Genomic DNA, 12,439 nt, shown 5'->3' on the forward strand with positions numbered 1-12,439 from the left:
CGAGGCGGTCGCTGCGTACGCAGTTATGCGTACGACGGCGCTGCCTGTCGTCGTACGACGGCGGGGGCCGATCCCTCTAGCCTCGGACCATGACCACTGTGCCATCGGGGCCCACGCCTGCCCTCACCGCGAGCCTGCGGGTGTGGCCGTGGGTCCTCACGGCGCTGCTGGTGGTGGGGACGGCCGCAGCGAACCATGCCGTCGGCTCTCCCTCGCCCGCGATCCTCGGCGTCCTGCTGGCCACGGCCGCGATGCTGCCGACGGTGTTGCCGGGGCTCGGGAGTCGCTGGGGCGTGCCGGTCGGTGCCCTGCTGCTGACGGCGGGTGCGTTCACCGGCGCCTACTTCGCGTGCGGCTACGCCGACGGCCCGATCTTCCTGGCCCTGCCGGCCGTCACGTTCGTGGTCGCGATCAGCACGCCGGTGGCGCAGTGGATCCGGTGGGCGGTTCCCGCGCTGGTGCTCGTCGCGCTCGGTCTCGCCGGTCGCTACGTGTGGTGGGAGCCGGACGCCGGTCACCAGCACTTCTGGCAGGCCGTGGGTGCGGTGGCCGTCGTCGCCGCGACCGGTGCGATCGCCACGGCGGCCCGCAGCCGGATGGAAGCCCATGCGGAGCGGGCGGGGCGTGCCGCGACCGAGGAGCGGCTCCGGATGGCCCAGGACCTGCACGACGGCGTCGGCCACGGGCTGGCCGTGATCGCCATGCAGGCCGGTGTCGCGCTGCACGTCCTCGACCGCGACCCCGCTGCGGCGCGAGAGAGCCTGGAGGCGATCCGGTCGACCGCGCGGGAAGCGCTGGACGCGTTGCGGTCCGAGCTGGCCAGCATCGCGGGGGAGCCGGCTCCACGCCGCCCGGCCGCTGGCGTCGAAGCGATCCCCGCACTGGTCGAGCGGGTGCGTTCGGCCGGACTGGTGGTCGAGGTCATCGGCGACCCGGGTGACCTGCCGTCGGCCTCTGGAGAGGCGGCGTACGGCGTCGTGCAGGAAGCCCTGACCAATGTGCTGCGGCACGCGGGAGCGAGCGCCGCGCAGGTCCGCTGGGAGCGGCGTGGGGACCTGGTCGTGGTCATGGTCAGCGATGACGGGCGCGGCGGCGCGGTGCAGGATGAAGGCATGGGCATCGGTGGCATGCGGACCCGGGTCGAGGGGATCGGCGGCACGTTCCGCGCGGGTCCCGGTGCGCGGGGCGGCTTCGAGGTCGTCGCGGAGCTGCCCGCATGAGTACGCCGATTCGCGTCGCGCTCGTCGACGACCAGCCGCTGGTGCGGATGGGCCTCGCGACGCTGATCAGCTCCGAGCCCGACCTGGAGCTGGTGGGTGAGGCGGCGGACGGTCGTGAGGGCCTGGCTCTCCTGCGCCGCACGCTGCCGGACGTCGTGCTCTGCGACATCCGGATGCCGGTGCTCGACGGGCTCTCGCTGCTGGCGGAGGTCGGCGCGGACCCTGCCCTCGCGGGGGTCAAGGTGGTCATGTTGACCACCTTCGAGCTGGACGAGTACGTCTTCGAGGCGCTGCGCAACGGCGCCAGCGGCTTCCTGCTCAAGGACGCGGAACCGACGGCCCTGCTCGACGCGATCAGAGTCGTCGCCGAGGGCGGCTCACTGCTGGCCCCCTCCGTCACCCGCCGCGTGATCGAGCACTTCGGTGCGAGCCGGCCCGAACGCGTGCACCCGCGCCTCGGTGACCTGACCGAGCGCGAGCGCGAGATCCTGGGCTGGGTCGCCACCGGGCGCTCCAACGCCGAGATCGCGGCCGAGCTCGTGGTCAGCCCGGACACCGTGCGCACCCATGTCAGCCGCGCGATGGTGAAGCTGCAGGCCCGCGACCGCGCCCAGCTCGTGGTGTTCGCGATCGAGTCGGGACTGCGCCGGGCGTGACCCCACGGGTCAGCTGGTCAGGCGCCGCAGGGTGTGGACGCCAGGGCCGCGGAGGTGTCGAGCACACCGCCGAGGCTGAGGGTCCGCAGCAGACCCGGTCCTCCCGGTCGCCCCCACCAGTTGTGACGGGCGGAGACGTCGTACCGCAGCACGTCGGCCGCCAGCAGTCCTCCGACCAGGCAGTTCTGCCCCACGCTGCCGAGCGGTCCGCCGCCGATGTCGATGACATGGGCGCGCGTCGTACCCAGGTTCTCCGCAGAGAAGTCGGCGATGCCCGAGCCCAGCCCACCGGCCCGCGAGAGGTCGGTGCGCTGCACCTTGACCGACAGCTTCTCGAGCGCGGTGAAGTTGCGGACGCCGATGTTGGCGCCGCGGTTGTCGGTGATCGTCGATCCGTCGACCGTGGCGGTGATCTCCGTGGTCGGCCCCTTGCCGTTGACGACGTTGCTGCCAAGGGACAGCCCGTTGTTCGCGCAGCGCCGCAGCACGCTGTCGCGCACGGCCAGCCGGATGGTGTTGCGTGCCCCGAGGCTCCCCGCGAGCACGCAGTCCCCGTTGTTGAACGGGAGCAGGACGGTGTTCCCGATGCCCCTCGAACGCTCGGCGGTCACCCGTTCGAGCGTCATCGTCATCAGGGCGTCCGTGCCGAGGCCGCCGTGCTCGATGACGTCGCCGGGGGAGCCGGAGAAGGAGCTGTCCTGCACCAGCACGTCGAGCCGCGCCCCGGACCCCATGGTGACCGCTTCGAGGCCGTTCGCCGAGAAGCCGCCCCAGCCGTGCTCGTTCGTGTACGCGTTGTGGGTGACCGTCGCCGTCAGCTGGGCGGGGCCGACCGCGTTGAGGAAGACGCCCTCGGAGTCGGCGCCCTCGACTGCGAGGTTGAGGTCGTCGGGGTTGCCGAGCAGTGCCTGCGTGTTGCGGTGCAGGAGGCCCCGGAGCCGGGCGGCGTCGCGTGCCTGGAGGCCGATGGCAAGCACCGACCGGAAGTCCTTGCCCTGACGCAGGGAGTGGATGGTGTTGTCGGTGATGGTCGCCGTACCGGTGGCCGTGCCGGACAGCCGTACGTCGATGCCGTCGCCACACATCGCGTCGTGCACCAGGTTCCCGGTGATGCTAACGGCGATGTCCTGCCGGCTGGAGGCGTCGACCATCAGGCCGGCCCAGCCGTTCTGGAGCCCGTTCGCGATGGGGATGCCGATGCCGGGCAGGTTCGTGGGGGCCATGAACGGCGGGATCAGGTAGCCGTCGATGCAGTCGGCGTTCTGGCCGGAGACGTCGTTGCCGGTGATGTGCACGTCGGTGACGTCGACGCCGTAGACGGCGCCCCGACGCGCGTCGGTGATGCGCAGGTTGGCGACCGTGGCCCCGTCGGCAAGACGGACGGCGTCACCCGACAACCGGGTGGTCGTGTTGGTGAGCCGAGCGGCCGTCGTACCGGCCGTCAACGCCGAGGGACCGGAGCCCTGGAGGGTCTGCCCGGGCTTGAGCTGGATGCCGCCGTCCAGGACTCCGTCCGCTGGCAGCACGACGATGGTGTCACCGGCGTGCGAGGCGCTCTCCACCTGCGCGAGCGAGCCGAACGGACGGTCGGCGGTGCCGGTGATGGTCGTGGCGCCCGCCTTGACGTACCAGGTGTCCACGGCCGACGCGGCCGGGCCGGCACTCATCCAGCCGCTGACCAGCAGGCCCGTCGTCAGGACACCGGCTGCGGCGGACGCACCAGCTGCCCGGAGCCTGCTCACCGGAGCAGCCCGGCGCAGTTGCTCGGGGCGGGCCTGCCGGCGAACCGGGCGCGGAGATAGCCGATCGCTCCGGGGATGCCGAGCACGATCTCGGTGAGGTGCTCGCCGAGCAGCTTGACGTCCTGCTGGACGGCGACACCGCCTCTGCAGTAGTTGCGGAGCGCGTCCTTCGCGGGACCGATCGGGGCGAATTCGTCGAGGAGGGTGTGGTACTCGTACACCGGTGCGGTCGGCGTCCCGGCGCGATGGCGCGGGCTGTTCTCGCGCAGCATCGCGGCCACGGCCGGGGTGTCGAGGGCGTTCGGGACGCTCTCGATGTCACGCATCCGCAGGAACGGGCGCCGCGGAACGGCGTCGAAGAGGCAGTCGTCCTTCATGGTCGCGAACAGCTGCTGACCGAGCGGGTTGAGGTACTGCTGGATGCCGATCTCGGGATAGGCCCGGTCGAGGCCGTGCATGCCCATCGGGATGGCGCCGCCCGCGATGCTGCCGTCGAACGCGTCGATCGTCGCCCGCACGTCGCCGAGCAGCCCACCGAGGGCCACGGCGCGCAGCGGCAGCTCCGGGGCGTAGGAACCCTGGAGCTGTGCCGCGTTGGCAGTGGCGAAGGCCCCGCCCGAGTAGCCCCAGATCGCCAGGGGTGCGTCCTGCAGCCCGGCCGCGGCGAACTGCCGGGCCGCGCGGAGCCCGTCGAGGACCGCCTTGGCGGCGACGTCGGCGACGAGGAACTGGGACTGCATGCCTTCGTAGTCCGGCACCGACACTGCCCAGCCCTGGAGGAGGGCAGTGACGATGATCGGCGTCTCCGAGTAGGAACCGGTCAGGCCGCCCTGGCCACCGGCCGTCAGGGCGTACGACGGTGCGCAGCGGGTGGAGACGCCGTCCTCCGCGGTCTGGTAGGAGACCAGGGGACGCGTGCCCGGGCCGCTCCACGGAGCCGCCGGCACGATCACGGTCGTGACGGTCACCGTCGGGGTCCCGACGCGGTCGGAGGTCCGGTAGACGAGCTGCCACGCGGCGGCGGGCACGGGCAGCTCGAACGCCTTGACCTGGACCTTCCGTGACGCGATCACCTGGCCCGGTCGGTACGACGCCAGGTCGGCCGGCGCTGCGAAGAACGGGTCGTCCTCGGGGAGGGGCACGGGTGCGGGCCCGGCGGTGGCGGCAGGGGCGAGCAACACGACAGCGATGAGAACCGCGAGCAGTCCACAAAGCGAAACGATCATCTTTCGCATGAGCGGAGCGTAGGCGGCTCCGGCGCAAGCAGCCAGACACCTTTTCAGATGGAGCCCGTCAGACGGGTGCTGCCTCGCCCGTCATGAGGTGCACCGCGAGCGCGCACAGCTGGTCCTCGAGCCGTCGGGCCGAACCGCGGCGGGGCCGGCGCATCCAGTCGTGGACCACGACATTGATCGCGCCGCTCAGGGCGAGGGCGAGGAAACGGAAGTCGCGCGGGGCGATCTCGCCGCGATCCACGGCCCGGCCTCCTTCGTCCTCGACCAGGGCCACGATGGTCGCGCGGAAGTCGAGCCGTTGCTGCTCGACGCGGGGGCTGACGCCGACGATCTCGACGAACGCGATCCGGGCGGTGCGGGGATCGGCCAGCACCGGACGGAGGTAGGCGCGTACGGCGGCGTCCAGGCGACGACGGAAGTCGTCGTCCCCGGTGGCGGCCAAAGAGTGACCGACCGCTTCGTAGGCCTCGGCGGTGATGGCGCCGTAGAGGTCGAGGAGGAGGTCCTCCTTGCAGCTGAACTGCTGGTAGAAGTGCCGCGTGGAGACCGATGCGGTCGAGCAGAGCCGGTCGATCGAGACCGCCTGGTAGCCGTGGGTGCCGAACAGGTCGAGGGCCGCGGCTCGTAGTCGCAGCAGCCGACCGTGGTCGCGTTCCTCGGCCGACTGGCCGCCGTACCGTCGAGCCGGAGTGGTCTCCATCGGGCGCCTCCCTGTTCCGAGGGGGACGCTATCCGAAACGATGCCCTGTCGGAAGGGTGGTCAGTGTGCGCCGATCCGGACCGGACGGCCGGCGAGGTAGCCGGTGCCGATCTGGACCACGCCGAGGCCCGCGAGCAGCACGCAGGGCAGCGTCCAGCCACCGGTGGCGTGGTGCATGACGCCGACGACGAACGGGCCGCCGGCCGCCAACAGGTAGCCGATGCTCTGCGCCATCGTCGACAGGGCAGCGGTGTCGGCCGAGGAGTGGGTGCGCAGCGCGAAGAACGACAGCACGACGGGGAAGACCGAGCCACCGATGCCGAGCAGTGCCGCCCACAGCCAGGCGCCACCGGCCGGCGCCAGCCACAGGCCGAGCCAGCCGAGGACGGTCAGCGAGGTCAGTACGGCGACCAGGTGGCCCTGGTGGCGCAACCGGCCGGCGATGCTCGGGACGATGAAGAAGCACGGGACGCCGATCAGGATGCTCACCGCCAGGAGCAGGCCGGCCGTCTCGTCGCTGAAGCCGGCGTCGACGTACAGGCTCGGGAGCCAGCTCATCATCACGTAGGCGAACAGCGACTGCGTGCCGAACAGGACGGTGACCGCCCACGCAGTCGGGTTGCGCCACATCGTGGTGCCGCGGGCGGTGGAGCGCTGGCGGTTGCGGCCGCGGGCGTACGGCGCCCACGCGACCGCGGCGACGAGGGCGAGCAACGCCCAGACGCCGAGACCCACGCGCCAGCTGCCGGTCGCGTTGGCGATCGGCACGGTGAGCGCGGCGCCGAAGGCCGAGCCGAGCGAGAGGACCGCGCTGTAGGCGCCGGTCATCGCGCCGACGCGGGTGGGGAAGTGCTCCTTGACGATCGCGGGGATCAGCACGTTCGCCAGTGCGATGCCGGCGCAGGCGACCAGGGTGCCGGCGATCAGGGCCGGAGTGCCGTCGACGACGCGCAGGACGAGGCCGACAGCCAGCAGGACGAGCGCCCCTTCGAGGCCGCGGTCCACGCCCACGCGGCGGGTGACGACCATGGCGGTCGCGCCGACGGCGGCGAAGCAGAGCACGGGCAGGGACGTCAGGACGCCCTGGGTCGTGGCGGAGAGGCCCATCGAGGCGAGCCGGTCCAGCATCGCGCCGAGGCTGGTGACCGCGATGCGCAGGTTGAATGCGACAAGCAGGACCGCAACGACCAGACTGATGGTGGCCCGACGCCGCGTCAGCGGGGTCACCTCGGCGCCTTCGGAGAGATGTCCCCGAAGGAGGTGCGAGAGGCGCGACGGCTGCGCGGAGGGCGGCATGTCGACTAGTGTAGACAGACGTAGGATGATTGGACGAAAGGACGCCGATGCCGCTCGCCCCCACCACCCCCGCCTCGCTGGTCGACCAGGCGATCGAGGGGATGCGCGCGCTGCTCGCCAGCGGCGAGTGGACCGTCGGCACCCGGATCCCGCCCGAGCCGGTGCTCGGTGCCGCCCTCGGGGTCAGCCGCAACACCGTCCGCGAGGCGGTCAAGGCGCTGGCCCACGTCGGCCTGCTGGAGGTACGCCGCGGCGACGGCACCTATGTGGCCGCGGCCACCGAGATGCAGGCATTGATGCGCCGGCAGGTCGATCGCGTCGACCTGGCCCACCTGCTGGAGGTGCGCCACGCCATCGAGGTGCGGGCAGCCGCGCTGGCCGCCGAGCGTCGTACCCCTGACGACCTGGCGGTGCTGGACGCGGCCATGGCCCGCCGGCTGGCCGCCCTGGCCGCGGACGACGGCCCCGCCTTCGTCACCGCGGACGTGGACTTCCACATCGCGGTCGTCGCCGCCGCCCACAACCCCCTGCTCGTCGAGCTGTACGACGGCCTGGTGGAGACCCTGCGCGCCAGCATCGACCACCCGGGGGATGCCGACGACCTCGGACCCGAGCACGACGCGGTACTCGCCGCCATCCGGGCCGGGGACGTCCATGCTGCAGCGGCTGCCAGCGCCGAGCTGCTGGAGCACGTCGCGGGGTGAGCTGGATGCGGGACGTCATGCGAACTGGTCGCTGGAGCAGCCAGTTCGCATGACTTCCCGCGAGGGTCGTGGGGCTACTTCGCCCAGGCGGTGTCCCAGCCCTCGATCTCGCTCGCGGGGCGCGTCGCGGGGCCGGTGTAGATGGCCGACGGGCGGATCAGGCGACCGGTCGTCTTCTGCTCCAGGATGTGCGCCGACCAGCCGCCCGTGCGGGCGCAGGTGAACATCGAGGTGAACATGTGGGCCGGGACCTCGGCGAAGTCCAGGACGATCGCCGCCCAGAACTCCACGTTCGTCTCGAGCACGCGGTCGGGACGGCGCTCACGGAGCTCGGCCAGGGCGGCCTGCTCGAGGGCCTCCGCAACGGCGTAGCGAGGAGCGTCGAGCTCCTTCGCCGTACGGCGCAGCACGCGGGCGCGCGGGTCCTCGGCGCGGTAGACGCGGTGGCCGAAGCCCATCAGGCGCTCGCCGGAGTCGAGCAGGTTCTTGACGTAGGCGCGGGCGTCGCCGGACTTCTCGACGTCCTCGATCATCCCGAGCACGCGCGAGGGCGCACCGCCGTGCAGCGGGCCGCTCATCGCACCGATGGCGCCGGAGAAGGCCGCCGCGACGTCGGCACCGGTCGAGGTGATCACGCGCGCGGTGAACGTCGAGGCGTTCATGCCGTGCTCGGCGGCCGAGGACCAGTAGGCGTCGATGGCGTGCGCGTGCTTCGGGTCGGCCTCGCCGCGCCACCGGATCAGGAACTTCTCGGCGAGCGTCTGACCCTCGTCGACCAGGCGCTGCGGTACGACGGGCAGGTGCAGGTCGCGGGCCGACTGGCCGGCGTACGACAGGACCATGACGGCGACCCGGGCGAGGTCGGCGCGGGCCTGCTCGTCGGAGATGTCGTAGGTCTGGCCGAAGCCGAAGGCCGGCGCCAGCATCGCGATAGCGGCCTGGACGTCCACGCGGACGTCACCGGTGTGCACGGGGAGGCTGTACGCCTCGGCGGGCGGGAGGCCGGGCGTGAAGGAGCCGTCGATCAGCAGGCCCCACACGTTCTCGAAGGGAACCCGTCCAGCGAGGTCCTCGATGTCGACACCGCGGTAGCGCAGGGCCGAGCCTTCCTTGTCCGGCTCTGCGATCTGCGTTTCGAAGGCAACGACGCCCTCAAGTCCGTGGTGTACCTCAGGCATCGACAGCTCCTTCGTCCGTGGGGCGAACCGTTCGGGTCACGAACGGCGCGCAGGCCATCCGGCATTCTGCCGCACTCGCTAGTTTGGGGACATGCCCGGGGACCAAACGACGCCCGACCTTGCCCTGCTGCGCAAGGAGTACGGCGCCATCGGGCTCGACGAGTCCGACGTCGATCCGGATCCGTGGGTCCAGTGGCAGCGGTGGTACGACGACGCGACCGCGGCAGGCATCCACGAGCCGAACGCGATGATCCTCTCGACCGTCGACGCGGACGGCGCGCCCTCGTCGCGGACGGTGCTGCTCAAGGGCGTCGCCCCGGACCGACCCGACGACGGCTTCACCTTCTTCACCAACACCGCGTCGCGCAAGGGGCGCGCACTCGCGCACGAGTCGCTGTGCGCGCTGCTGTTCCCGTGGCACCCCCTCGAGCGGCAGGTCCGCGTCGAGGGTCTTGCGATCCCGCTGGATGCCGCCGTGGTGCAGGCCTACTTCTCCTCCCGTCCGCGCGGATCCCAGCTCGGGGCCTGGGCCTCACCGCAGTCGCGGGTGGTCAGCGGGCGCGGGGAGCTCGAACAGGCCTACCGCGACGCGGAGGCGCGGTTCGACGGGCAGGACGTGCCCGTGCCGCCGACCTGGGGCGGCTACCGCGTGCGGCCGGCGACCTTCGAGTTCTGGCAGGGTCGGCAGGGGCGCCTGCACGACCGGATCCACTACGGCCGGGCGTCGTCCGGCTGGGACGTCACGCGGCTCGCGCCCTGAGGGGTCCCCGCGTCGTCCGGATCCTCCTGCGTGCCCTTGGTGGCGAGATAGGCCGCCGCGAGCAGGACGATCACGACGAACACCGCGATCAGGAGCAGCACCTGGTTCCTGTCGCGCCGGGACCGGCCGGTTGAGCTGCTGCGGGTACGCCGGCGTCCGCTCGTGTGCTGGCGGGCGTCGTCGGTGAGCGCGATGCCGACCGGGTCCGGGAGCCGGTCGAAGCGGGGTACCTCGAAGGACGCGGGCACGAGGTTGCGGAACTCCGCGTGCATGCCGCCCTCCGCGGGCGGGTCGACGCCGCGGATCACGGGGCGTGCAGGTTCTGGTTCGGGCTCGGGCTCGGGCTCGACCACCGGATCGGGCTCCGGGACCGGCTCGACGATCGGCTCGACGTCGGGCTCGGGCTCGACCACCGGATCGGGCTCGGGCTCGATGACCGGTTCCGGTCCGACGTGCTCCTCGGGCTCCGGCTCCCAGGGGTCGGACAGCGGGTCGAAGCGCGGGACCGGGCGGCCGGGCGCGATCAGGTTGCGGAACTCCTGGTCGCGGCCGACGTGGTCGCTGACCAGCGCGGGCTCGGGCTCGGGCTGCGGCTCGGGTTCCGGCTCGACGTACTTCTCGGGCTCCGGCTCCGGGGCCGCGACCTCCACGTGCTCCTCGACCGCCACGTCCTCGACCGGTGCGTCCCCGGGCACCACGGCCGGGCGACCCGACGTCGGCCACGCGGAGGCGGGCACGGTGTCCAGCACGATCAGGATCGCCTGGGCGGTGGGGCGCCGGTGGTCCGGACCGCAGATGGCCCGCATCAACACCTCCGCGGCGAAGGGCGGGAACCCGGGCAGGACCTCGTTCGGGGGTGCGGGGTCGGAAGCGCCGGGGTCGATCCCGGTCAGTGCGTGATAGGCGAGCCGGCCCAGCGATTCGGGGTCCAGGCCCCTGACGCCCTGCAGGAGCGCGAGCGCCTGGTCGGCAGGCAGCGGCTCCGGCGCGGCCGCCTCGATGAGCGCACGCAGCGTGGCGCGCTCGTCAGCAGGAAGCCCCATGTCCATGGCCGCATCCTCCCTCGCGAAAGGGCGTCGCGTGACCGAATTGGCGAGACCGGTCACAACGAACCGAATCGGCCCGGAGGTGGTAGGAGGCGGACGACATAGCCCTCACCAGCACGCGTCGTTGACCATCCATGGGCACCCGACTCGGAGCACTCACCCTTGCGGTCGTCACGGTCGCTGCCGGGATCACTGCGGCACCCGGTCGGGCGGACGCGGAGGACACACCGGCGCCGGTCGTCGTCGACCAGCGGTTCACCGTTTCCGACGGCGTCGAGCTCCAGACCACGCTCATCAGCTCGGGACCTGTCCAGGCGAAGCCGACGGTGGTCGAGTTCTCGCCGTACGGCGACAACAGCCAGACGCTCGAGGTGGGGCCGGACTACAACTACCTGCTCGTCCAGATCCGCGGTACGGGGGACAGCGACGGGTCGTTCGACGCGCTCGGCCCGAAGAGCCAGAGCGACGTGGTCGAAGTGCTCGAGTGGGCGTGCTCGCAGCCGTTCAGTGACGGCCGGCTCGCGCTCAACGGCTTCTCGGCGAGCGCGATCGTGCTCTACAACTCCTGGCACCAGGAGCTGCCGTGCGTGAAGGCCGCGATCCTCAAGTCCGGCACCCACGAGCTGTACCGCGACCTGCTGGTGCCCGGGGGCCTGATGAACCTGGTGCCCGGCGCCGGCGTGCTCGCGCTGATCGGTGCCCCCGCCCTCCTGCAGGGCATCGACCGCCTCCAGCGCAACCCCGGCTCCGCGCTCGACGTGATCGGCGGACTCTTCACGTCCGGTGTGAACGCGGGTCTGGCGCACCCCAGCCTCGACGCCTGGTGGGCCGAGCGCGGCTGGCGCGGCGACGCCAACGACATCCCGGTGCTGATGATCAACGGGTTCTACGACGTCGAGTCGCGCGGAGCGTTCCAGGGCTACCGGGCGTTGCGTGCCGATGGCGCCCACCTGGTGATGGAGGGCGGCCACGACGGCGTACCGGCCGGAACCGACGGCGGAGCGGCCGAGGCGGCTGCGTGGCTCGACCACTTCGTCCGCGGCGAGGACAACGGGATCGAGAGCGAGCCGCGGGTGAGCCTCACGCTCGCCAAGGGCGACCGGGCGTCGTACCTCAGGGGCGAGAACGTCACCGTCCAGGGAACCGACTGGCCGTTGCCGGGCACCGCGTGGACCGAGCTGGCCCTCGCACCCGGTCGGTCGCTCACGCTGACGCCCCCGACGACCCGGGGTACGGCGTCGTACCTCACCGTTCCGACGCTGCCCACGATGACCGACGTCCCGAACATCGCGCTGATCGACGCCGGAGGTGCGAGCGCCCTGACCGGCGCACTGCCGCTGCTCACCCAGACGACGCTCGCGAGCATCGACGGGTTGACCGGGCTGACCTACACGACGGGCGCGCTCGACACGGACGTCGACCTCGCCGGTCCGGTCGCGCTGGACCTGAACCTGTCGACCACGACGCCGGGCTCGGGCATCTGGGCCGTGCTGTCCGACGTCGCCCCCGACGGCACGTCGAACCCGCTCACGGTCGGCCGGCTGAACACGAACTACCCGGGCGTCGTACCCGCGAAGTCGCTGACCGACAGCCAGGGCCGGATCGTCCAGCCGTACGGCGACTACTCCCACTCCTCGCCTGCCACGCCGCTGCAGTTCCGGCGCTACCAGGTGGAGCTGTGGCCGGTCGGCAACCGTTTCGAGAAGGGCCACCGGATCCGGATCCAGGTCGTCGGTACGTCGCTCGCCTCGCCGCTGGCGCTGCCCGCGATCCACAACCTGCGCATCGGGGGCGCGGACGGCGCCCGGCTGCGGGTGCCGGTGCTGCCGGGGAGCGACCTGGCTGCTGCGCTGACGCCGTAGACAAACCCCAAGTCGGCGGTGACAAACCCCAAGTCGCGAA

Annotated in this window: 11 protein-coding genes; 5 read left to right on the plus strand and 6 right to left on the minus strand. The window is 72.0% G+C overall.

Annotated elements, in window-relative coordinates; genetic code table 11:
• Window positions 1–89: 89 nt before the first annotated feature.
• Together ASD84_RS15775 and ASD84_RS15780 are read left to right on the plus strand one after the other, a co-directional pair.
• On the plus strand, window positions 90–1,220 hold the full coding sequence (locus ASD84_RS15775; RefSeq protein ID WP_082573635.1) for a sensor histidine kinase: 1,131 nt from the start codon (window positions 90–92) through the stop codon (window positions 1,218–1,220).
• A complete protein-coding gene (locus ASD84_RS15780; RefSeq protein ID WP_056712524.1) occupies window positions 1,217–1,876 on the plus strand; it encodes a response regulator in 660 nt (219 codons plus the stop codon). Before ASD84_RS15775 ends, ASD84_RS15780 begins: the two co-directional genes overlap by 4 nt.
• Window positions 1,877–1,893: 17 nt before the next feature.
• On the opposite strand, the gene ASD84_RS15785 is transcribed toward ASD84_RS15780, so the two are convergent.
• From ASD84_RS15785 to ASD84_RS15800, 4 genes are read right to left on the minus strand one after another with little or no spacing between them, the layout of a single operon-like run.
• Window positions 1,894–3,618 (minus strand): hypothetical protein, encoded by a 1,725-nt coding sequence (locus tag ASD84_RS15785; protein ID WP_056712527.1) that lies wholly within the window; start codon window positions 3,616–3,618, stop codon window positions 1,894–1,896.
• Complete coding sequence (locus ASD84_RS15790; RefSeq protein WP_082573637.1) at window positions 3,615–4,853, minus strand: lipase family protein; 1,239 nt, start codon at window positions 4,851–4,853, stop codon at window positions 3,615–3,617. Before ASD84_RS15790 ends, ASD84_RS15785 begins: the two co-directional genes overlap by 4 nt.
• 58 nt (window positions 4,854–4,911) lie before the next feature.
• Window positions 4,912–5,553, minus strand: a complete 642-nt coding sequence (locus tag ASD84_RS15795) for a TetR/AcrR family transcriptional regulator (protein ID WP_056712532.1) — start codon at window positions 5,551–5,553, stop codon at window positions 4,912–4,914.
• Window positions 5,554–5,613: 60 nt separating this feature from the next.
• Window positions 5,614–6,849 (minus strand): CynX/NimT family MFS transporter, encoded by a 1,236-nt coding sequence (locus ASD84_RS15800; protein ID WP_056712533.1) that lies wholly within the window; start codon window positions 6,847–6,849, stop codon window positions 5,614–5,616.
• A 47-nt stretch (window positions 6,850–6,896) separates the two neighbouring features.
• Here ASD84_RS15800 and ASD84_RS15805 point away from each other — a divergent pair, with 47 nt between their 5' ends.
• On the plus strand, window positions 6,897–7,553 hold the full coding sequence (locus ASD84_RS15805; RefSeq protein ID WP_056712535.1) for a FadR/GntR family transcriptional regulator: 657 nt from the start codon (window positions 6,897–6,899) through the stop codon (window positions 7,551–7,553).
• Between the two features lie 74 nt (window positions 7,554–7,627).
• Here ASD84_RS15805 and ASD84_RS15810 read toward each other — a convergent pair whose 3' ends face one another.
• The gene (locus ASD84_RS15810) at window positions 7,628–8,731 is read right to left on the minus strand and encodes a citrate synthase 2 (RefSeq protein ID WP_056712537.1); all 1,104 of its coding nucleotides are present in this window, start codon (window positions 8,729–8,731) and stop codon (window positions 7,628–7,630) included.
• Between the two features lie 91 nt (window positions 8,732–8,822).
• Between ASD84_RS15810 and pdxH the strand changes: the two genes are divergently transcribed.
• Window positions 8,823–9,491 (plus strand): pyridoxamine 5'-phosphate oxidase, encoded by a 669-nt coding sequence (gene pdxH / locus ASD84_RS15815; RefSeq protein WP_200954612.1) that lies wholly within the window; start codon window positions 8,823–8,825, stop codon window positions 9,489–9,491.
• Here the strand turns inward: pdxH and ASD84_RS15820 are convergent.
• On the minus strand, window positions 9,443–10,540 hold the full coding sequence (locus ASD84_RS15820) for a hypothetical protein (protein ID WP_056712539.1): 1,098 nt from the start codon (window positions 10,538–10,540) through the stop codon (window positions 9,443–9,445). The two genes, pdxH and ASD84_RS15820, sit on opposite strands and share 49 nt — an antisense overlap.
• 131 nt (window positions 10,541–10,671) lie before the next feature.
• Here ASD84_RS15820 and ASD84_RS15825 point away from each other — a divergent pair, with 131 nt between their 5' ends.
• Window positions 10,672–12,399 (plus strand): CocE/NonD family hydrolase, encoded by a 1,728-nt coding sequence (locus tag ASD84_RS15825; protein ID WP_056712540.1) that lies wholly within the window; start codon window positions 10,672–10,674, stop codon window positions 12,397–12,399.
• Window positions 12,400–12,439 lie beyond the last annotated feature (40 nt).

It is taken from the genome of Nocardioides sp. Root682 (genome assembly GCF_001427795.1).
Lineage (GTDB): Bacteria > Actinomycetota > Actinomycetes > Propionibacteriales > Nocardioidaceae > Nocardioides.